The organism is Stenotrophomonas sp. 05L413, assembly GCF_056397945.1.
The window spans coordinates 373,750-391,643 of sequence record NZ_JBFTOL010000003.1 but is presented as its reverse complement, the minus strand read 5'-3'; the positions used below and the strand labels follow the sequence as shown (position 1 = coordinate 391,643).

The window sequence follows — 17,894 nt, the reverse complement described above, 5'->3', positions numbered from 1 at the left end:
CGATGACTCTCGACGAACAGATGCAACAAGCCTTCGACGCGGGCTGCTACATGCGGGTGTTCAACAAGCCCCGTAGCGACGTGCCGATGTACGAGATGGGCGAGGACGGCCGACAGCTCCGCCTGCGGTGGCTGGCCGGTTGGGATCGCTCGGACGTGCGGATTCGGGAGAGTCGCAAGGCGGAAGCGGCGGAAATCCTTAACTCGGTGCGGAATTCTGGAGGTGTGCAGTGAAACTCATCGTCAACAGCGAAACATCGCTCCAGTCTGCAATCGGCGAGCTGCGCGAAGCCTTCCGCCAGCGCAAGTACCTCACGGTCAGCGTGACCGAGGGCAAGTCGCGGAGCTTGGACCAGAACGCAATCAGCCACGCTTTTTACGAACAGGTAGCCCGTGAGCTGCGGGAAGACACGGCACTCGCGGTCAAGGCCTTCTGCAAGTTGACGATGGGCGTCCCAATCCTGCGCCTCGCAGATGACGATTTCCGCGCCAAGTACGACCGCGCCGTGAAGCCGATGGCCTACGAGGACAAGCTGACCCTGATGGAGTGGTTCCCGGTCACGTCCCTCATGACCACGCCGCAGCTGTCGCAGTACCTGGAGGCGATGCAGAAGCACTACAGCGGCCACGGAGTGTGGCTCCAGTTCCCTGAGCAAGTCATTCGGAGTGCAGCTTGATGGGTACTTTCTTCGTTGGGCAGCGGGTGAGGATCGTGGACATCTGCGATCCGAGAAACGCAAGCCTGTTGGGAATGGAAGCCCGCGTGACCGAGGTCACCGTGAAGTTGGGCTGGCCGATGATGGGGTTGGACATCAAGCCCATCGCCTGCGAGATCGGCGAGGACGGCGGTCTGATCTGGTACGGCTGGGGTGCGGCACAGCTCGAACCCATCCTCCCCGAGGGCCACACGCAGAGCATCTACAGCTTCCAAGAGCTGATGGACAAGTGCCGGGAAGGGGTGGCGGCGTGAGGCGCGGTCCATCCACCGGCAAGCCAACCAAGGAAGAAGAGGCCCGGATCATTGCGTGCAAGGAAGGCCCGTGCGTCGCCTGTCTGGTTTGGGCTGAGGGCGATGAGGCGCCACTGGGGTTCGCTCCTGTGTACGGCTGCGATTTTCATCATTTTTTGAGTGGTGGGCGTCGGCGAGGCCACATGTTTGGAATCGGACTTTGTGCGCACCACCACCGTGGCGTCCCCAACTGGGGCTGCACAGTTAAGGAAATGCGAGCGCACTACGGGCCGAGCCTGATGGATGGATCGAAGCTGTTCCACGCGGCATACGGCTCAGACGATGAGCTGCTGGCCGGTCAGGACCTGCTGCTGGGGGTGTCGTGATGGGCCACAAGTCATATCCCAAGGTGGAGATTGCGTTCAAGATCGCCGCCCGCTATCCGGATCGCATTCCGACCGCCGCCGAGCTGGAACTGGAATATGGGTTCAGCCGGTCGCGGGCGTACGAGTTCAAGCGAGCCATGCGCAAGGCTCGCGATCATGAGCAGGCAATGCAGGCTTCGCTAGATCGGATCAAGGATGCATGTGCACAGATGTCGGGGGCTATATGACCGAGCAAACGACAAAGCCGAAGAAGAGCGGCAAGTATCGCCGCGACAAAGGTTCTCGCGCTGAACGCGAGATTTGCAATCTCCTGCGTGAATATCTCGGAGTTCAGGCCACGCGCAACCTGAAGCAGTTCCAGCAGTCTCAGCAGGGTGACATCGAGGAGCTGATTGGCCCGTACCTGCTGGAAGTCAAGAATCAGGCCCGGATCACACTGGGCCCGTGGTGGGAACAGGCCAGGGGCGCGGCGGCACTCCGAACTGCGGTCCCGTGCGTGGCCTACCGCCTGCCCAATCGGCAACTGTATGACCGCTGGCGCTTTGTCGTACCTCTCAACGAGGCATGGATTGCTGGACAGGATTGGCGGGACGCCTACCGCTATACCGCAGACGTGGGGCTCGACGCCTTCGCCCTGCTGGTCCGGGAACACATCTCATCTCAGGGGAACTCCAATGGTTGACGTTCGCGAAAAGCTGGCACAACTGAATCCGTCCTCGGTGCGGTATGACGTTCTTCCCAGCGGGAACGGTAGCACTGAGAACCCGTATGCCATGGCTCTCGGATTCGTCCCGGCAGGCATGGGGCGTGATCTGCTGGAGTACCTGTATTGGACTGATGGAGCGGTTCGCCGAGGCGCGGCGATCTACCAAGGCATCGCCAAGGTGGCAATGGCCGAATGGGCTGACCGGATGCGCAAGCACGCTGACGCGCGGTGCAACTACGGGCTGGCGGAATCCCTGGCAAAGTTCAACGGGGATCGTAGCGAGGCAACCACGCGGCACCGCTCGATTCTTCAGGCCCGTGTAGCGGTTGCCCGCCAGAATCTGTGGCCGGAGAAGCTGCAGGACAAGCTCCCCATCCTGATTCCGATCCTGTTACACACGATGAAGAAGGACGAGGGGGTTAACACCAACACCAAGCGCGCCGATCTGCTTGGGATGACCGAGGCGAGTTACCGCCAGACATGGGCGCCGGTCTACGAATGGATGCTCAGCCGGATGATCGATGAGGAGCAGGCGGCGGCTAGGGCGATGGAGCAGGCGCTGAGGATTGAGGCGGCATAAACGTGGTTGCCAGCCACGACGGAACTGTGGATTATTCGTATCATGACGCGAACCCCACGCCCCGGCACATGCTGGGGCGTTTTCATTGGAGCAACCCATGACCGCCTCCCTGCCGGATGACGCTGAGTCCCGGAATGGGATTCCGATGGCGGATGGGCTGCTGTACTACTTCCCGAATGCCTTGGCCGAGGTGGCGAAGGTCAGTCGGATCGGGAACGAGCAGCACAACCCCGGCGAGCCGATGCACTGGAACCGGGGTAAGTCCACGGACCACGAGAACAAGATTCTGCGCCACCTGGTTGATGCCGGGCGGTGAGACGGGTCCGGTGTTCGCCATAGCGCCTATCTGGCTTGGCGGGCGTTGGCCCTGCTGCAGGAAGAGATCGAGCGGGACGAGGGTGTGCCCCTTTCCCGCAATGCACGTGCGGCCAAATGCCAGTTAAACCGCCCACGAACCGATACGGGTGACTAATGCATCCTCTCGAAACCAGGGAGTTGGCTGGATTCCCCGGCTACTTTGCCACCCAGTGCGGCGTGGTTTACGGAAAGCGTGGCAATCCCCTGTCCCAGTGGCTGACCCCTTGCGGCTATCGCGATGTGAAGGTTGGCGCCAAGCACATGGGCGTCCACCGAGCCGTCGCCTTGGCATGGATTGGTAACCCGGATGGGCTCTCGGACGTAAATCACATGGACGGCAACAAGCTGAACAACAGCGCGGCCAACCTTGAGTGGTGCAGCCGGACGCAGAACATCCGTCATTCGCTAGATACCGGCCTGCACGCCATGCCCGAGACACCCGTCTACGGGTTCAGCGACGCGACTGGAGTTGCGGTTTGGGCTCGGTCACAGGCAGAGGTCAGGCACTTCGGATTTCTGCAGTCCTTGGTTAACAAGTGCTTGAGGGGCGAACGCAACCACCACCGCGGCTATAGCTGGAGCTATGCAGCATGAAGCTCTTAACCATCGATGTGGAAACGCGTCCAAACGAGGTCTACACGTGGGGGCTCTGGGACCAGAACATCGGCATCAACCAGATCAAGGTTCCCGGCACGCTGCTCTGTTTCGCGGCCAAGTTCCACGGCGAGCGCAAAACCCACTTCTATTCTGAATGGGAGCATGGCCGGAAGGGCATGGCGAAGGCGCTGCACCGGCTGTTTGACGAGGCTGACGCGGTGGTGGGCTGGAACAGCGACAAGTTCGACATCCGCTGGATTCAGACCCAGTTCCTCGAACACGGTATGGCAAAGCCCTCGCCGTTCGCCAAGGTTGACCTGCTGAAGTCGGTTCGCCGACAGGTGATGCTGCCCAGTTACAAACTGGACTACGTGGGCCAGTGGCTCGGCCTCGGCAAGAAGGTCAGTACCGGTGGCTTCGACCTCTGGCGCGACGTGATGAGTGGCTGTCCCAAGGCCCAGGGCCTGATGCGGCGCTACAACATCGGCGACGTCAAGCTGACGGAACAGGTGTTTGACCGCCTGAGCGAGAAGGGCTGGGTGCTTGGCCTGCCGAACGCCTCGGTTGAGGGTGGCATGTGCTGCACCAACCCGATGTGCCAGAGCGAGCGCCTGATCTGCCGGGGCTTCAACCAGAGCAAGACGCGGCGCTACCAGCGCTACCAATGTCGTGATTGCGGAACTTTCTGCTCCGACACACGGAGCCAACCCGGTGGCGCGCGGCTGAAGCCCGCCGCCTGAGGTAACCCAATGGCTGACCTTAACGAATTGCAGCGAGAGTATCGCCGCAGGACGGGCAACGCCTGCACGTTGCGCTATGAGCGCACCAAGGGCGGGAAGCTGATGCGGATTTACCGGAACATGCTTTCCCGCATTACGGGAGTTCAGGCCGCAAAGTTCCACCTGTATCGCGGAAAGTCGCTGCTGCCCAAGGCGCAGTTCATGGAGTGGGCGATGGCGTCCCCTCAGTTTCACGCGCTGTTTGAAGTGTGGGAGGCGTCCGGATACGACCGGAAGCTGGCCCCATCGGTTGACCGGATCAATTCTTCGTTCGGCTACGAGATCGAGAACATGGAGTGGGTTACCCATTCCGAGAATTCACGCCGAGGCTCTCTGAGCAAGGCCCGTGTTAACGCGGCGATGTTTGAGGAGGCGGCATGACCACAATCGCAGTTCGCGACGGGGTGATGGCCGCCGATACCCAGCTTTCGAGCGGGACGATTCATCGGGCACAGAAGATTTTCGAGCTTCCTGGTGGTGGCTGCGTTGGCGGCTGCGGCACATGGGCCAAGGCCTATGCGGCGATCAGCTGGCTCCTCGGTGGCCGACAGGGTGATGCACCGGAGTTTGAGGACGCCGAGCTGGTGATCCTCAAGCCAGACGGATCGGTATGGATCGCGTGTGAACGGTTCCCTGAGTTTCCGCTACTGGACGATGTGGCGGCGATTGGCTGCGGCGGTCCGGCTGCGATGGCGCTGATGCACGCGGGGTTCTCCGCGAAAGAAGCGGTCAAGGCTACGTGCAAGACCGACCCCGGATCCAGCTCTCCGATCCAGTGCTTCTCGCTTCCGAAGAAGCGAAAGAAGTAGAACCTTCAAATTCAACTCCGCGACTTGAAGTTTAGCGGAACAGCTTTCACGCCCAGCCGCAGCCTCCGCGCTGACGTTGCCTGCTTCGCGCAGCGCTGGGCACCTATCGAGGATGTGGCGTGACTGCACTCGCGCAAGCAATGGCGCTGATCAAGCGCTTCGAGGGCTGCAGGCTCGACGCCTATCTCTGCCCCGCAGGAGTCTGGACCATCGGCTGGGGCTCCACTGGCCCCGGTATTCGCAACGGTACGCGTTGGACCCAGGGTCAGGCCGACGAACGACTGGCTCAGGATGTGGACAAGTTCATGTCCGGCGTTCGCAGCCGGATCAAACGGCCGGTGACCGAGTCCGAGTTGGGGGCGATGACTTCGCTGGCTTACAACATCGGTCTGGACGCTTTCGGGAAGTCCACCCTTCTGCGCCTCTTCAACGAGGGTAAGAAGGAGCTGGCAGCCAAGCAGTTCGACGTGTGGCGTCGAGCTGGCGGCAGGGTGCTGCAGGGGCTGGTTGATCGCAGGGCCGTGGAACGCAGTGTCTTTGAAGGGAGGGGGTCCTAATGGACGATCCGACCGTTTGGGGCGTAGGTAGCGGCGTCGGCTTGCTGCTGCTGTTGGGGAAGCTGGCGTGGGACAAGTTCCTGTCGCCCGAGGCCAAGGCCAACGATGCCCTGGTGGAGCAGCTCTCAGAGCGCATCGCCGCACAAGAAAACCGACTGGTCCTGCTCGAGCAGGGGCTGGATGAGGAACGCAAGGCCCGCCGAGCCGCAGAGACAAAGGTCTACGAACTGACCATGCGGGTCATGCGGCTGGAGTTTGAGCTGAAGAAACACAACATCGAGGTTCCGCAATGAATCCGTACCTGCATCAAACAATCTTTGACTTCTGGATCGCGGTGTATCGCGAGAGATTCAGTGAAACACGGTCGCCCGACGACGCCGCCAAATGTGCAAATGCCGCTGTCGAGTCCCTCAGGAAGTTCACTTCCACCCTTTAATAGGTGCCGTCATGCGCTGCCTGTTCGTATTCCTGATGCTTTCGCTATCGGGGTGCGTACAAGCGCGCCCGTCTGTTGAGCAGTACACCTACCGGATTGGCACGCAGGATGGCGGCTTGTGCAGCGCCACGGCAGTAGGGCGAGACACCCTATTAACTGCCAAGCACTGCATCAAGGAATCCGACAGCTACCTGTATATCGGAGCTGAGCGGGTGGAAATCTCCCATATCGACGTCGATTCTCGGGACCATGCCCTGCTGCGGGTACAGAAGCGTTTCCCAGTGTGGGCTCAATTCGGCCCTTCTCCGAAAGTGGGGGATGAAATTGAGTTCTATGGGAACTCTGAGGGCTTGAACCAGGTGTATCGACGCGGCTACGTGGCCGCCTATCTGGGGCAATACATGTACTCAGATGCCATGGTTGGCCGTGGTGATTCTGGGGCAGGGATTTTCAATTCATCTGGTCAGCTGGTTGGCGTGGTGTCCGCAGTTCATATCGGCGAGATCGTCAGGTATGCCGTGTCATTCCCGCTTACCACTAAGATCAAGAGCATGCGCCATGAGTGAGTTGCCGACAGCTGAGCGTGTGAAACACCTGCTTGATTACAACCCCGAATCCGGGGTTTTTATTTGGGTGAAGCCTCAGAGCAACAGGGCTAAGGCCGGTGAAGTCGCAGGTAGCATCTATGGAAATGGGTATCGATACATTGGCATAGATGGGAAGTCATACAAGTGCAGCCGGCTGGCTTGGCTTGTAACCCACGGCAGTTGGCCGGACGACAAGATTGATCATGCTGATGGCAACCCAGCCAACGATAGGATTTGCAATCTTCGCCCCTGTAATCATGCGGAGAACATGCAGAACGTTAGAAAGGGCAAGACTAGGGCCGTGATCGCATCAAGGCACGTCGGTGTCTATTGGAATCAACAGGCTAGGCGCTGGTCCGCAGACATCATGTCAAACAGGCAGCGGCTAAGGCTGGGGCTCTTCGAGCGTGAGGACGATGCAGCCGCCGCATATGCATCCGCCAAGGCGCATATCCACAAATTTCAGCCGATCCTAAGGCCTGAAAGTGAGGCCGCATGATTCCGATCCCCTGGTATCTGAACTGGCGAGTCTGGCTGCTTGCGGCCCTTGTGGCCATTGCCGGGGTCTTGTACTGGCGGGGTGGCTCCAAGCCCCGAGAGGAAGTGCGGGAGCTGAAGACCGAAGCCAAGGCGACGGCCAAATCCAACGAGATCAGCCGTTCCACGCAGCAGCGAGTAGAGAGTGAAGGCTATGAGACTCAACGACGCGCCAAAGCGGATGACGAGGCTCTGCGCACTGGCGCTGATCCTGACGGTGACGGCGGGATGTCAGTGGTTAACAAGGCCTACGACGAAGCAGTACGTGCCTCCTGCCGGGTGCGCCGAGCGAGCCCCTGCACTGGAGCCGCCGCCGCCAGAGAACACGACTGACTGGCGCATCTGGCGCGCACTGTATGTGGGGGCGTTGTGGGCTTTCACCGATAGCCAGAACAAGCGCGCCGCCACGGCTGATTGCCTGGATGCGCATAGGAAATAACGCGGCCACGGCGCTCAGTGGCAAGTGATCCTGCGGGATCTGGAGATAGTAATGAAGACTGAGTACAACGAGACTAATGTTCCGCCTGCTGAGTATCGCGTTCGCACTGTCGTGCGCTATGTGGTGACGCGCTACTGCTACCCATACACGCATAGAGCCCCGCCTGTTGGCGATGTTTATCACACCGAAATCCCGGTTAGCGGTGGGAGCAAGGTGGTGTGTGAGGTTCCGGATGAGGAGCAGGCATGGGCAATCGCCAATGCCCTATCCGAATCTGATGGATCTAACGTCCAGCGCGACCTCTGACCATGGCGACCCCGCTGGCTCAGGGGGTCGCAAACTCCAAGCGGAGCAGCAAATGAACCACATGGACGAGCTGGCCGAGGCGTTCGTTGAGGAATGCCACGACGCATCGACCTTCGCGGTCGCCATTCGCGTGCTGGACGACAACAACGTTCGGATCATCTATCGGAAGGTGCCTATGGGTGCCCTGGCATCGCTGCTGCGTGAGGCGGCTGACATTTGCGACAAGCAGGCCGACACAGAGCGGCTCAACTGAGGGATTGAGATGGCTGAGCCGAGCAAAACCCGCAACTTCTTTGGGAAGTTTTGGGATCGAGCTACTCCAGGCGTGAGTAACTACAACCCAAGCACCGGACAGTTCTCGCACACCGGAAGTGGCATTGCGCAGGTTGGTGCACGGGTGCTGGGGCTGATTACCGGGAATCCGCTGATCGGAACCTTGGCCTCTCGTGGCATCGGTGCCTACGTGAACCATGGCGATAGGGCCCCGAGCGCCGTGCGGCCCGAAGGCATCCAAGCACAGTCCCCCGGTTACACCACTGGCTACCAAGGCTCAGTAATTACCCCGTCAATCAGCAACCTTGGCCTAGGCGCTCAGTCGCCGGGCAGCGGCTGGCAGGGATACATGCAGGGCCAGGGATCGGTTAACAACTTCGGCAACCAGCAGTTCGGCAGCGGCATGGCAACGCAGGCCGGGGGCTTCAGCCCTTACAGCCAGTGGGGCCAGCAGGTTGCAGCTGCGCCGGCATCTCAAGGCTCACTCGGTGGCTTCGGCAACAACGTCGGTGGATTCCTCGGTGGTGGTCGAGCTACAGGCGGCCAGATGGGCGGCACTGCAGGCCTGACCCGCAGCGGTGGCTCTGCATCTGGCTGGAAGTCAGCCGACATCGGGAGCGTCTACGGGGCATTCACTGACCCCAACGGCGGCGACTGGACGGCTAAGTACGAGCGCGCCATCTAATTTCCACCAGAAGAGAGCAAGACATGCCCACATGGCTGAGTCAGAAAGAGATCGCAATCATCAAGACGTTCAACGGCTGGGCTGTGGGTGCCGACAAGGGCGCTGACGCCCGAGACTGCGTGTCCTTCGAGACATGGGCTGCGCTGGTGTACTGGCTGGACACGAACTGGGCCAATCCGGCTCCGTGATTACGTAACGCTAAACCGGGCCAAATCCTTACAGGGCAATGGCCCGGTTGTTTGGATACGTCACTTAACTTTGAATCTGAACTAGAGGCAACAAGAATGGCTCGTCCAAAGGGGCTGCCTAAGACTGGTGGTCGCCAGAAGGGTGTGCCCAACAAGATCAATCGAGACCTCAAGGAGATGATCCTCGGGGCGCTCGCCAAGGCTGGCGGTGTTGACTACCTGGTCACACAGGCCGCAGAGAAGCCCGCAGCATTCCTCGCACTGGTTGGGCGCGTCCTGCCCATGACGGTTGCGGGTGATCCAGAAAACCCCCTCCTGACCGGCATCACGGTGACCCTTGTCCAGCCTGAGCATCCAGATACCTGAGAAGCTCGGGTTCTTGTTCGCGCCTGCGCGTTACAAGGTGGTCCATGGCGGTCGAGGGTCGGGTAAGAGTTGGGGTATTGCCAGGGCGCTGATCATCCTGGCCGCGAAGACCAAGATGCGCATCCTTTGCACCCGAGAGGTGCAGAAGTCGCTGAAGGACTCGGTCCACAAGCTGCTGTCTGATCAGATCGAAGGCATGGGCATGTCGGCCCTGTTCGATGTGCAAGCCAATGCGATCAAGGGTGTTAACGGCTCGGAGTTCATCTTCGCGGGCCTTAGCGACCAGACCGCTGAGTCGATCAAGTCCTACGAGGGCATCGACGTCGTGTGGGTGGAGGAGGCGGCCAACGTCTCCGACCGCAGCTGGACGATCCTGACGCCCACGATCCGCAAGCCCGGTTCCGAGATTTGGGTCAGCTTCAACCCCGGCTTGGACACGGACCCGACCTACCTGCGCTTCGTGGTGGAGCCGCCGTCTAGCGCGGTGGTCGTCCAGATGAACTACGCGGACAACCCGTGGTTCAAGGACACCGAGCTGGTTTCCGAGCGCGAGGACGACGCACTCAAGCTGCCCGAAGCCGACTACAACAACAAGTGGCTGGGCAAGTGCGTCCCGGCGGTGTCTGGCGCGATCTACGCCGATCAGGTGGCGTCCGCAGTCGAGGCCAACCGGATTGCACAGGTGCCCTACGACCCGCGCCTCAAGGTGCATGTGGTGTTCGACCTTGGCTGGAACGACGCCATGGTGCTGGGCTTCGTGCAGAAGCACATCAGTCAGGTGCGCCTGATCAAGTCGCTGGAGTACCGGGGCAAGACCCTGGAGTACATCTCCGCCGAGCTGAAGCTGCTCGGCTACAACTGGGGAACGATCTTCCTGCCCCATGACGGTGACCACGGCGACTACAAGACCGGCCTGACCGCTAAACAGCTGATGCAGGGCCTTGGCTGGTCCGTAGAGGTCATCCCGACCTATCCCGGTGCAGTAGAGGCCGGTATCCGCAAGGCCCGCTCCATGTTCCCCCGCGCCGTCTTCGACAAGGACGAGTGCAAGGGGCTGGTCGAGAACCTGCGCCGCTATCGCCGGGCCATCCCGCAATCCACGGGTGAGCCGGGCAAGCCAGTACACGACGAGCACTCACACGGCGCGGACATGTTCCGTTACGTCGCCGAGGCCGAGCAACAGATGACCAACGACACGTGGGGCGAAACCCCATCGCACCGCCCCAACATGAGGTTCGTTTGATGGCTGACGACTACGACGCAATCGCCGAGGCTGATGAGGAGTCTTTGGCTTCCCGGTCCGGCATGAGCGAGGACGAGCTGGCGGCCCTTATCGACCGCGAGAGTGCGATTGCGATTGGTGTTAACGACCAGTTCGCCTCCGACCGCGAGGAGATGCGCTACTTCTACATGGGCGAGGCGCGCGGCAAGCTGTCGCCGCCTGACGCTGACGGTCACTCGCAGATCGTGTCCAAGACGTTGATGGACACGGTGGAGTGGATCATGCCCACCCTGATGAAGATGTTCAATCAGGAGGGTGTGGTTGTCTTCGAGCCGGATGGCCGCCGCGAAGAGAAGGGGGCGGAGCAGGCATCGACCTACTGCGACTACCTGTTCTGGAAGGAGAACGAGGACGGCTTCACGACCCTCCACGACGCCATCAAGTCGTGCCTGATCTTCCGCATGGGCGTTACCAAGACGTGGTGCGAGAAGGCGTGGGACGAGCGCCAGGAGGTCTACCGTGGCCTGTCCATGGCTGAGGTCGAGGTTCTCTCGCAGGACGAGGGTGTCGAGATCGCCTCCATTGAGGAGGTGGGCCACCTGTCACCCGAGCTGATCCCGGAGGGTGCACCGCCTGAAGCGGCCGCCATCTACGACGCGACGCTCAAGATTCGCGAGCAGAAGAACAGGATCAAGGTCGAGGGCGTGCCGCCGGAGGAAATCCGGATTGCCCGCGATACCCGCAGCCTTGGCAACGTCCGTTACATCGCCCATGTGGTCGAGCGCACCCGCTCCGACCTGATCTCCGAGGGCTGGCCTGAGGACGAGGTTGACACCTACTGCGGCGACCAAGAGGCCGGGCAATGGGAGAAGAACGAGCGCCACGAGTACGACGGGTCCGAGGACTACGACGACAACGAGGGCGACGAGAGTCAGCGCAAGATTACGGTCACCGAGGCCTACATCAAGGTCGACTTCGATGGTGACGGCATCGCTGAGTACCGCCGGGTGGTCAAGGCTGGCCGCTACATCCATTCCAATGAGGTGACGGACGACCATCCGTTCTCGGTGTTCACGCCGATCCTCATGCCGTACAAGCTGATCGGGCTGAGCTTCTACGATCTGGTCGAAGACCTGCAGCGTATCCACACGGTGCTTACGCGCCAGATGATGGACAACGCCTATCTGGTCAACATGCCTCAGACCACGGTGGTTAACGGCCAGGTCAATCTGGACGACCTGCTCAATCCCCGTCCGGGTGGCTACCGTCGCGTTAACAGCCTCGAAGCACTGCGGGTGGATGTCACCCCGTTCATCGGCCCCCAGGTGCTGACCCTGCTGGACCACTTCGGTCAGGTGCGGGATACACGTACCGGTGTCACCGAGATGAACTCGGCGATCAATGCCGACAGTCTGGCAAAGGGAAACATCGGCTCCGAGGGTATCTCCGAGCTGATCACGCAGGGCGCTCAGCGGGTTGAGCTGGTGGCCCGTGTGCTGGCTGAGACGGGCATGCGTCGCCAGTGGCGGCTGCTGCTCAAGATGGCTACGCAGTACACGGACCGCGAGCGAGAGGTCAAGGTCAACGGTGAGTGGCTACAGATCGACCCGCGCCAGTGGAAGAACCAGTACCGCATGTCGGTATCGGTTGGCGTGGGCAATCAGGGCGAGGCCAAGAAGATGATGGGCCTGCAGATGATCGCCCAAACGCAGCAGAAGGCCTTTGAGCTTGGCATCGTGACGCCTGAGAACGCCATGAACCTGGCGATGGACATTGCCCGTGCTGCCGGTGAGAAGCAGCCTGAGCGCTACTTCAGCCCGGCACCGCTGCCGAACCCGAATCAGGGTCCGCCGCCGGAGGTATTGGCGGAGCAGGCCAAGCAACAGGGTCAGATGGCGGCTGTCCAGATGAAGGGGCAGGTTGCCATCCAGGTTGAGCAGATTCGCCAAGAGGCTCAAGCCCGGCAGTCCGCGCTCGAGACCAGAATGCAGGCTGAGAGAAACGAGCTGGATAGGCAGAATCAGGCGGCCATCCAGCGGCTTCAGGTTGAGAACAAGGCTCAACTCGAACATCTAAGCATGCAGTACGAGGAGGCCGAGCGCATCCGAGAACAGTCGTTCCAGCGCTGGAAGGCTGAGCTGGACGCCTCGGTGAGGATCGAGACGGCCAACATCAGTTCCAAGTCCAAGTTGGATAACGCGGCCACTGACACGGCCACCGCCGAGATCGCTCAGGAGGTGCAGCAGTGACGCCCGAAGAAGAAGTGCAACGCGGTCTAGACGCAGAACGGCTCCTTCGGGAGCCGTTGCTCGTTGAGGCCTTCGAAATCCTTGAAACGGAGTACACCCGAGCATGGCAGACCAGCCCGGTAAGAGACGTGGACGGCCGCGAAAAGTTGTTCCTGACCCAGTTGATGTTGACCAGAGTCAAGGATCACCTCCGGATCGCGATGCAGGACGGCCAGCTGGCACAGAAAAGGTCGCTGGCAGATCGAGCCCGACAGGTTGGGCGGAAGTTGTTGCGCGATTAAGCGCCATTGATGGCGTCGTAACCGGGATCACGGTGCCTTTTGCGCCATTCCCGGCGCTTTACGAAACCCCGCACTACGGCGCGCCCGTGTGCCGAGGCGAAACCTTCGAAATTCGACTGGCCGACGGAACCCGACTGGGTTAACCAAGCGCCGCAACCAAGGAATTAGATATGACGAGTCAACCCTCCGGGGAACTCGGCCCGAGCGAGCCGAGCCTGATGGATATTGCCGCTGACATGGACGATCAGCCGGGCGAGGTGGTCGATACCGACGAATCGGATGAGCTGGAAGAGTCTGCCGAGACTGAGGAAGAGGCTGAAGAAGAGGTTGCGGACGAGGAGTCCGAGGAAGAGGAGGAGGGCGAGCCGGAAGACCCGGAATTCGAGGTCGAGGGTGCCAAGGTCAAGTTGTCCGAGCTTCGTGCCGGATACATGAAGGATGCAGATTACCGACGCAAGACGAGCGAGGTAGCCGAAACCAAGCGCGCCGTGGAAGGACAGCGGCAGGAGGTGCAGCAGCAGCGGGAATATCTCGCCAAGCAGACTGCGCCCTTGCTGGGCCTTCTTCGCGAGCAGTTGATCGGTAGCCAACAGCGGCTTGCACAGCTGGCGAACGAAGACCCCGCAGCCTGGGTGTCGGAGAACCAGCAGTTCCAGCAGCGGGCGCAGATGTTGGATGCCCTGCTGGCTGAGAACGACCGGCTTGCCGGTCAGCGTAAGGCGGATCAGGAGCGAGCGGAGGCCGAGCACGCCGAGAGTGAGCGGGCGGTTCTCCACGAGAAGCTGAAGGAATGGAGCGACCCCAAGGTCGCCGCCGCCGAACAGCAGCAGATCGCGCAGTACCTGATTGACCTGGGCTACTCCCAAGAGGAGTTGCAGATGCTCACCGACCACCGGGCTTTGCTCGCGGTCCGTGACGCTGCCAAGTGGCGTGACCACCAGAGGAAGGTTGCAGGGGCCAAGGCCAAACAAGGTCAGCCCACGCCGCCTGAGCGTGTCGTCAAGCCCGGCGCAGCCCGTGTCCCGCCGACTCAACAGCAGCGACGTATCGCTGAGGCAAGTAAGCGCCTCAACAACAACCCCAATGATCTCCGTTCACTCGCAGCCCTGGCGCGCGAGGGCGGATTCTAATCCCAAGGACAAGAAATGCCCGCAAATACCCTGATCACCAACAACGTCGTACGCATCGCCGAAGACGTCGAGGACAAGGTCTACAACTTCCGCCCGAGTGACACCCCGCTGGTGTCCTCGATCAGCCGTGTCAGCGTGGACAACCGTTTCCACGAGTGGACCGCCGACACCTACCGCGCCCCGAACCCGGCCAATGCCGCGATTGAAGGCGCTGACGCCTCCTACGCGGCTATCACCCAGCCGGGCCAGTACAACAACCGCACGCAGATCATTCAGGACACCCTGTCGATCTCCGGCACCACCGAGGCGGTCAAGAAGTACGGTCGCAGCTCGGAAGTGTCCTATCAGCGCACCAAGAAGATGGTTGAGCTGAAGAAGGACATTGAGGCGGCTGCGATCTCCAACGGCACCGCTGTCACCGGCACCTCCGGTGTTGCGGGTCAGATGCGCGGCCTGTACGGCTTCGTGGCGACCAACAACAGCCTTGGCGTCGGCGGTGTGGCTCCGAACCCGCAGACCAATACCGCCCCGACTGCAGGCACCCTGCGCGCCTTCATCGAGCCCTTCCTGAAGGCCGTGATCGTCGGTGCCTACACCAACGGCGGCAACTGCGATGCGCTGCTGGTTTCCCCGTCGCACAAGCAGCTGGTGTCGGCCTTCACCGGCAACGTCACCCGCATGAACGAAGTGGCGGGCCAGACCGGCGTCAACACCAAGTCGGCTCCGAACCCGGTGATCCTGCAGACCTCCTTCACCTTCTACGGCCACGACTTCGGCGTCACCAAGGTGATCCCGAACCGCGTGATGTCCGGCTCGGGTGCTGGCCTGGTCAACACCGCCTATCTGGTGGACTTCGACAAGCTGAGCCTCGGCCAGCTGCGTCCGTTCCAGTCGAAGGAACTGGCGCAGGTCGGCGATGCGGTGAACTACCAGATTCTGACGGAAGTCACCTTGGTGGTCCCGCAGGAAGGTGTGCTGGGCGCTGTGCGCGATCTGTCCCCGTAACGGGGCGATGTGGAATTGAACTGGGGCGGCCTTCGGGTCGCCCCTTTTCTTTGGAGGATCGATGCAGGACGGAATCAAGCGGGTCATGACCCGAGATGGCGATAGCGCCATTGATCTGGTTTACGCGGATATGGATCAACTCAAGGGTCTGGAGCACCACTGTGCAGCCCTGAGCAAGGATCAGTCCCACACCTCCGGCGACGTTGTGATGCTCGCTGAGGTTCCAGCCGAGGTGCTGGAGAAATATTGCAATGAGCGTGGCGTGGCATGGACTGAGTTCATGCGGTCGCGCGATATGCAGACCGAATTCATCAACAGCGAGTACGCCCGCCCGTTTAGGGTGTGGGGCCGTACTGGCAACAAGAAATTCTGAGGAGGCGGCATGGCGGTTATCGTTGACTACTCGACACTGAAAGCTGCCGTCGCCGACGAGCTTGCACGCGCCGACCTGACCAATGCCATTCCTGGGTTCATCCAGCTGGCCGAGGCGGATCTGAACCGCCAACTTCGCGTCCGGCAGATGATGACCACCTCTACCGGCACCAGCGCGGGCAACACGATCCCACTGCCTGCCGACTATCGCGAGATGCAGGGCGTCTACGTGAGCTTCGGCGGACTGCGCCTGAGCCTCACCGCCATGACGCCCGATGCGCTGGCCACCAATGCCAACTATTTCGGCGGTCCACCCATCGGCTATGTGGAGCAGGGCAACGCCCTGACCCTTGTGGGTGGTCCGGGCAACATGGCCTACACGCTCACCTACTTCGCCACCATCCCCTCGCTGTCCGATGCCAGTCAGCAGAACTGGCTGATCACTCGCGAGCCGGGCTTGTACCTATACGCAGCCCTGACACACTCCGCCCCGTACATTCAGGATGACGAACGCATCCAAGTGTGGGCGGCCATCGCCAAAGCGACCCGTGACGGGATGAAGACCGAGGACGACGGTGCCCGTTACGGCTCCGGGGCCATGATTCGGCCCGCAAACCGGAACTTCCCCTGATGCGCGCCCAACTTGTGGGCTTCGCGCCCGATTTGGACCCTGAAACCCCGGGCGTCCTGACCGACTGCGACGCCATCATTCCGACTACTCAGGGACTGTCAGCGGCCAATTCGCTGGTCAGCACCAACTTCCCAGCCCTCGGCTCGGCAGCAAATAGCGCATTTGTTGCGCAGTTGCTGGACGGCACCCGCCGCGTGCTGGTCGCAGATGGGCCGCGCATCGACGAGGCGGTGTCTTCGGCATGGGTGGACCGCTCCCGCTCAGGCGGGTATTCGGGCACAAATCGCATGCGCTGGTCCGTCTTTGGCAACTACGTGCTGGCGACCAATCGTACCGAGATCATCGGCCAGGCACTGCCGGGCGCAGGCTTCATCGACATCGCGGGCGCGCCTACTGCAGCCATCATTGTGACCGCTGCCGGTTTCGTGATGGCACTGAACGTCAGCCACGCGCAGTACGGGGATGCCCCGGACGGCTGGCACTGCTCGGGTATCCGCAATCAGGCTACATGGACGGCATCTGCTGCCACCCAGTGCGCCTATGGACGCCTTCTGGACTCGCCCGGCGCCATCAAGGCTGGTGCGGCACTGGGCAGCAACGTGGTCGCCTACAAAGACACATCGATGTACCTCGGAATCTACGAGGGCGGCCAAGTGATTTGGCGCTGGGAACGGATCCCTGGCGATATTGGGTGTTCAGGGAATGAGTCTGTTGTGGTGGTGGGCACTCAGCAGTTTTTCGTCGGCCCTTCGGACTTCTATGTGTACGATGGAACGGTGCCTCGCCCCATTGGTGGCGCGACCTTCAACAGCACTGCTACGCCTGTCCGGGAATGGTTTTTCGCCAACCTCAACCAGCAGTACCGCGAGCGTATTTTTGGCGTGGCCGACATCCCGCGTGACTTGGTGTACTGGTACTACCCCAGCACTGCCAGTTCGGGCGAGCTGGACGCCTGCTTGGTCTACAACTTCCGCACCAACCAATGGGGCAAACAGGCCATCGGGGTGCAGGCCGCTCTGCTGTATTCCAGTAGTCAGATCACCTACGACAGCCTGGGAACGCTGTACTCGACTTACGACAGCCTCCCGGATATCGCCTATGACTCCAGCTTCTGGCTCGCCAGTGCACAGGCGCCTGCAGTGATTCAGGGTGGGGTACTGAAGACCATCACGGGTGAACCCGGGCCTTCCTGGCTTGTGACGGGTGACGTGGGCGACATGGACAACTACCTGTTCGCGGACAGGTTCAAGCCGCGATTCCGCCAAGCCCCGGCAACGGCAACGCTGACGAACTTCTACCGGGAGGACTTGGGCGATCCTCGGATTCAGGACGCGACAGTTCCGATGCAGCGTCGAAGGTTCGATTTCCGTCGCTCCTCGCATTGGCACAGCTTCCGGCTGAGCTTCCTGGGTCGAATGGCCATCAACGGGTTCTCGCTGGCAATTGATGGGGAGACGGCTGAATGAGG

The 17,894-nt window shown here is 61.1% G+C and carries 30 protein-coding genes; all 30 read left to right on the top strand.

Features of this window, described 5'->3' with window-relative positions; genetic code table 11:
• Positions 1 to 2: 2 nt before the first annotated feature.
• Positions 3 to 233, top strand: coding sequence for a hypothetical protein (locus AC1DIQ_RS08570; protein WP_478049841.1), 231 nt, complete (start codon positions 3 to 5; stop codon positions 231 to 233).
• Positions 230 to 676, top strand: a complete 447-nt coding sequence (locus AC1DIQ_RS08565) for a hypothetical protein (protein WP_478049840.1) — start codon at positions 230 to 232, stop codon at positions 674 to 676. The genes AC1DIQ_RS08570 and AC1DIQ_RS08565 overlap by 4 nt, the downstream gene beginning before the upstream one ends.
• Positions 676 to 969: a hypothetical protein gene (locus AC1DIQ_RS08560; protein WP_478049839.1), complete on the top strand. Its 294-nt coding sequence runs from the start codon at positions 676 to 678 to the stop codon at positions 967 to 969. The genes AC1DIQ_RS08565 and AC1DIQ_RS08560 overlap by 1 nt, the downstream gene beginning before the upstream one ends.
• On the top strand, positions 945 to 1,334 hold the full coding sequence (locus tag AC1DIQ_RS08555; protein ID WP_478049838.1) for a Ref family recombination enhancement nuclease: 390 nt from the start codon (positions 945 to 947) through the stop codon (positions 1,332 to 1,334). Before AC1DIQ_RS08560 ends, AC1DIQ_RS08555 begins: the two co-directional genes overlap by 25 nt.
• Positions 1,331 to 1,561 carry a hypothetical protein gene (locus AC1DIQ_RS08550; RefSeq protein WP_478049837.1) on the top strand — a complete coding sequence of 77 codons (231 nt, stop codon included), beginning with the start codon at positions 1,331 to 1,333 and terminating at the stop codon, positions 1,559 to 1,561. The genes AC1DIQ_RS08555 and AC1DIQ_RS08550 overlap by 4 nt, the downstream gene beginning before the upstream one ends.
• Entirely contained in the window at positions 1,558 to 2,016 is a 459-nt protein-coding gene (locus tag AC1DIQ_RS08545; protein ID WP_478049836.1) for a putative PDDEXK endonuclease, read from the top strand. Before AC1DIQ_RS08550 ends, AC1DIQ_RS08545 begins: the two co-directional genes overlap by 4 nt.
• The gene (locus tag AC1DIQ_RS08540; protein WP_478049835.1) at positions 2,009 to 2,620 is read left to right on the top strand and encodes a hypothetical protein; all 612 of its coding nucleotides are present in this window, start codon (positions 2,009 to 2,011) and stop codon (positions 2,618 to 2,620) included. The genes AC1DIQ_RS08545 and AC1DIQ_RS08540 overlap by 8 nt, the downstream gene beginning before the upstream one ends.
• 97 nt (positions 2,621 to 2,717) lie before the next feature.
• Positions 2,718 to 2,936 (top strand): hypothetical protein, encoded by a 219-nt coding sequence (locus AC1DIQ_RS08535; RefSeq protein ID WP_478049834.1) that lies wholly within the window; start codon positions 2,718 to 2,720, stop codon positions 2,934 to 2,936.
• Positions 2,937 to 3,091: 155 nt separating this feature from the next.
• A complete protein-coding gene (locus AC1DIQ_RS08530) occupies positions 3,092 to 3,571 on the top strand; it encodes an HNH endonuclease (RefSeq protein WP_478049833.1) in 480 nt (159 codons plus the stop codon).
• On the top strand, positions 3,568 to 4,314 hold the full coding sequence (locus tag AC1DIQ_RS08525) for a ribonuclease H-like domain-containing protein (protein WP_478049832.1): 747 nt from the start codon (positions 3,568 to 3,570) through the stop codon (positions 4,312 to 4,314). The genes AC1DIQ_RS08530 and AC1DIQ_RS08525 overlap by 4 nt, the downstream gene beginning before the upstream one ends.
• Positions 4,315 to 4,323: 9 nt before the next feature.
• Positions 4,324 to 4,734 carry a hypothetical protein gene (locus AC1DIQ_RS08520; RefSeq protein WP_478049831.1) on the top strand — a complete coding sequence of 137 codons (411 nt, stop codon included), beginning with the start codon at positions 4,324 to 4,326 and terminating at the stop codon, positions 4,732 to 4,734.
• On the top strand, positions 4,731 to 5,162 hold the full coding sequence (locus tag AC1DIQ_RS08515) for a hypothetical protein (RefSeq protein ID WP_478049830.1): 432 nt from the start codon (positions 4,731 to 4,733) through the stop codon (positions 5,160 to 5,162). The genes AC1DIQ_RS08520 and AC1DIQ_RS08515 overlap by 4 nt, the downstream gene beginning before the upstream one ends.
• A gap of 119 nt (positions 5,163 to 5,281) precedes the next feature.
• A complete protein-coding gene (locus tag AC1DIQ_RS08510; protein ID WP_478049829.1) occupies positions 5,282 to 5,719 on the top strand; it encodes a lysozyme in 438 nt (145 codons plus the stop codon).
• The gene (locus AC1DIQ_RS08505) at positions 5,719 to 6,012 is read left to right on the top strand and encodes a hypothetical protein (RefSeq protein WP_478049828.1); all 294 of its coding nucleotides are present in this window, start codon (positions 5,719 to 5,721) and stop codon (positions 6,010 to 6,012) included. The genes AC1DIQ_RS08510 and AC1DIQ_RS08505 overlap by 1 nt, the downstream gene beginning before the upstream one ends.
• A 154-nt stretch (positions 6,013 to 6,166) precedes the next feature.
• Positions 6,167 to 6,721, top strand: a complete 555-nt coding sequence (locus AC1DIQ_RS08500) for a trypsin-like serine peptidase (protein WP_478049827.1) — start codon at positions 6,167 to 6,169, stop codon at positions 6,719 to 6,721.
• The gene (locus AC1DIQ_RS08495) at positions 6,714 to 7,241 is read left to right on the top strand and encodes an HNH endonuclease signature motif containing protein (RefSeq protein ID WP_478049826.1); all 528 of its coding nucleotides are present in this window, start codon (positions 6,714 to 6,716) and stop codon (positions 7,239 to 7,241) included. Before AC1DIQ_RS08500 ends, AC1DIQ_RS08495 begins: the two co-directional genes overlap by 8 nt.
• On the top strand, positions 7,238 to 7,612 hold the full coding sequence (locus tag AC1DIQ_RS08490) for a hypothetical protein (RefSeq protein WP_478049825.1): 375 nt from the start codon (positions 7,238 to 7,240) through the stop codon (positions 7,610 to 7,612). Before AC1DIQ_RS08495 ends, AC1DIQ_RS08490 begins: the two co-directional genes overlap by 4 nt.
• A 157-nt stretch (positions 7,613 to 7,769) precedes the next feature.
• The gene (locus AC1DIQ_RS08485) at positions 7,770 to 8,024 is read left to right on the top strand and encodes a hypothetical protein (RefSeq protein ID WP_478049824.1); all 255 of its coding nucleotides are present in this window, start codon (positions 7,770 to 7,772) and stop codon (positions 8,022 to 8,024) included.
• Between the two features lie 52 nt (positions 8,025 to 8,076).
• On the top strand, positions 8,077 to 8,277 hold the full coding sequence (locus AC1DIQ_RS08480; RefSeq protein WP_478049823.1) for a hypothetical protein: 201 nt from the start codon (positions 8,077 to 8,079) through the stop codon (positions 8,275 to 8,277).
• A 9-nt stretch (positions 8,278 to 8,286) separates the two neighbouring features.
• Complete coding sequence (locus tag AC1DIQ_RS08475) at positions 8,287 to 8,982, top strand: hypothetical protein (RefSeq protein WP_478049822.1); 696 nt, start codon at positions 8,287 to 8,289, stop codon at positions 8,980 to 8,982.
• Positions 8,983 to 9,005: 23 nt separating this feature from the next.
• Complete coding sequence (locus AC1DIQ_RS08470) at positions 9,006 to 9,170, top strand: hypothetical protein (protein ID WP_478049821.1); 165 nt, start codon at positions 9,006 to 9,008, stop codon at positions 9,168 to 9,170.
• Between the two features lie 144 nt (positions 9,171 to 9,314).
• Positions 9,315 to 9,536: a hypothetical protein gene (locus tag AC1DIQ_RS08465; protein ID WP_478049820.1), complete on the top strand. Its 222-nt coding sequence runs from the start codon at positions 9,315 to 9,317 to the stop codon at positions 9,534 to 9,536.
• Positions 9,508 to 10,779, top strand: coding sequence for a PBSX family phage terminase large subunit (locus tag AC1DIQ_RS08460; protein WP_478049819.1), 1,272 nt, complete (start codon positions 9,508 to 9,510; stop codon positions 10,777 to 10,779). The genes AC1DIQ_RS08465 and AC1DIQ_RS08460 overlap by 29 nt, the downstream gene beginning before the upstream one ends.
• Positions 10,779 to 13,007 carry a portal protein gene (locus AC1DIQ_RS08455; protein WP_478049818.1) on the top strand — a complete coding sequence of 743 codons (2,229 nt, stop codon included), beginning with the start codon at positions 10,779 to 10,781 and terminating at the stop codon, positions 13,005 to 13,007. The genes AC1DIQ_RS08460 and AC1DIQ_RS08455 overlap by 1 nt, the downstream gene beginning before the upstream one ends.
• On the top strand, positions 13,004 to 13,288 hold the full coding sequence (locus AC1DIQ_RS08450; protein ID WP_478049817.1) for a hypothetical protein: 285 nt from the start codon (positions 13,004 to 13,006) through the stop codon (positions 13,286 to 13,288). Before AC1DIQ_RS08455 ends, AC1DIQ_RS08450 begins: the two co-directional genes overlap by 4 nt.
• 170 nt (positions 13,289 to 13,458) lie before the next feature.
• Positions 13,459 to 14,418 (top strand): hypothetical protein, encoded by a 960-nt coding sequence (locus tag AC1DIQ_RS08445; RefSeq protein WP_478049816.1) that lies wholly within the window; start codon positions 13,459 to 13,461, stop codon positions 14,416 to 14,418.
• Positions 14,419 to 14,433: 15 nt separating this feature from the next.
• Positions 14,434 to 15,423 (top strand): SU10 major capsid protein, encoded by a 990-nt coding sequence (locus AC1DIQ_RS08440; RefSeq protein ID WP_478049815.1) that lies wholly within the window; start codon positions 14,434 to 14,436, stop codon positions 15,421 to 15,423.
• Positions 15,424 to 15,484: 61 nt separating this feature from the next.
• Positions 15,485 to 15,796: a hypothetical protein gene (locus AC1DIQ_RS08435; RefSeq protein WP_478049814.1), complete on the top strand. Its 312-nt coding sequence runs from the start codon at positions 15,485 to 15,487 to the stop codon at positions 15,794 to 15,796.
• A 9-nt stretch (positions 15,797 to 15,805) separates the two neighbouring features.
• Entirely contained in the window at positions 15,806 to 16,426 is a 621-nt protein-coding gene (locus AC1DIQ_RS08430) for a phage adaptor protein (protein WP_478049813.1), read from the top strand.
• Positions 16,426 to 17,892 (top strand): hypothetical protein, encoded by a 1,467-nt coding sequence (locus tag AC1DIQ_RS08425; RefSeq protein ID WP_478049812.1) that lies wholly within the window; start codon positions 16,426 to 16,428, stop codon positions 17,890 to 17,892. The genes AC1DIQ_RS08430 and AC1DIQ_RS08425 overlap by 1 nt, the downstream gene beginning before the upstream one ends.
• Positions 17,893 to 17,894: the final 2 nt, after the last annotated feature.

Bases quoted from the DNA above. Each gene is read 5' to 3' on its own strand.
- AC1DIQ_RS08455 (WP_478049818.1), top strand. From the start codon at position 10,779: ATGGCTGACGACTACGACGCAATCGCCGAGGCTGATGAGGAGTCTTTG.
- AC1DIQ_RS08500 (WP_478049827.1), top strand. From the start codon at position 6,167: ATGCGCTGCCTGTTCGTATTCCTGATGCTTTCGCTATCGGGGTGCGTA.
- AC1DIQ_RS08475 (WP_478049822.1), top strand. From the start codon at position 8,287: ATGGCTGAGCCGAGCAAAACCCGCAACTTCTTTGGGAAGTTTTGGGAT.
- AC1DIQ_RS08530 (WP_478049833.1), top strand. From the start codon at position 3,092: ATGCATCCTCTCGAAACCAGGGAGTTGGCTGGATTCCCCGGCTACTTT.
- AC1DIQ_RS08440 (WP_478049815.1), top strand. From the start codon at position 14,434: ATGCCCGCAAATACCCTGATCACCAACAACGTCGTACGCATCGCCGAA.
- AC1DIQ_RS08545 (WP_478049836.1), top strand. From the start codon at position 1,558: ATGACCGAGCAAACGACAAAGCCGAAGAAGAGCGGCAAGTATCGCCGC.
- AC1DIQ_RS08525 (WP_478049832.1), top strand. From the start codon at position 3,568: ATGAAGCTCTTAACCATCGATGTGGAAACGCGTCCAAACGAGGTCTAC.
- AC1DIQ_RS08485 (WP_478049824.1), top strand. From the start codon at position 7,770: ATGAAGACTGAGTACAACGAGACTAATGTTCCGCCTGCTGAGTATCGC.
- AC1DIQ_RS08535 (WP_478049834.1), top strand. From the start codon at position 2,718: ATGACCGCCTCCCTGCCGGATGACGCTGAGTCCCGGAATGGGATTCCG.
- AC1DIQ_RS08520 (WP_478049831.1), top strand. From the start codon at position 4,324: ATGGCTGACCTTAACGAATTGCAGCGAGAGTATCGCCGCAGGACGGGC.
- AC1DIQ_RS08435 (WP_478049814.1), top strand. From the start codon at position 15,485: ATGCAGGACGGAATCAAGCGGGTCATGACCCGAGATGGCGATAGCGCC.
- AC1DIQ_RS08540 (WP_478049835.1), top strand. From the start codon at position 2,009: ATGGTTGACGTTCGCGAAAAGCTGGCACAACTGAATCCGTCCTCGGTG.
- AC1DIQ_RS08425 (WP_478049812.1), top strand. From the start codon at position 16,426: ATGCGCGCCCAACTTGTGGGCTTCGCGCCCGATTTGGACCCTGAAACC.
- AC1DIQ_RS08570 (WP_478049841.1), top strand. From the start codon at position 3: ATGACTCTCGACGAACAGATGCAACAAGCCTTCGACGCGGGCTGCTAC.
- AC1DIQ_RS08505 (WP_478049828.1), top strand. From the start codon at position 5,719: ATGGACGATCCGACCGTTTGGGGCGTAGGTAGCGGCGTCGGCTTGCTG.
- AC1DIQ_RS08445 (WP_478049816.1), top strand. From the start codon at position 13,459: ATGACGAGTCAACCCTCCGGGGAACTCGGCCCGAGCGAGCCGAGCCTG.
- AC1DIQ_RS08515 (WP_478049830.1), top strand. From the start codon at position 4,731: ATGACCACAATCGCAGTTCGCGACGGGGTGATGGCCGCCGATACCCAG.
- AC1DIQ_RS08470 (WP_478049821.1), top strand. From the start codon at position 9,006: ATGCCCACATGGCTGAGTCAGAAAGAGATCGCAATCATCAAGACGTTC.
- AC1DIQ_RS08560 (WP_478049839.1), top strand. From the start codon at position 676: ATGGGTACTTTCTTCGTTGGGCAGCGGGTGAGGATCGTGGACATCTGC.
- AC1DIQ_RS08480 (WP_478049823.1), top strand. From the start codon at position 8,077: ATGAACCACATGGACGAGCTGGCCGAGGCGTTCGTTGAGGAATGCCAC.
- AC1DIQ_RS08430 (WP_478049813.1), top strand. From the start codon at position 15,806: ATGGCGGTTATCGTTGACTACTCGACACTGAAAGCTGCCGTCGCCGAC.
- AC1DIQ_RS08490 (WP_478049825.1), top strand. From the start codon at position 7,238: ATGATTCCGATCCCCTGGTATCTGAACTGGCGAGTCTGGCTGCTTGCG.
- AC1DIQ_RS08495 (WP_478049826.1), top strand. From the start codon at position 6,714: ATGAGTGAGTTGCCGACAGCTGAGCGTGTGAAACACCTGCTTGATTAC.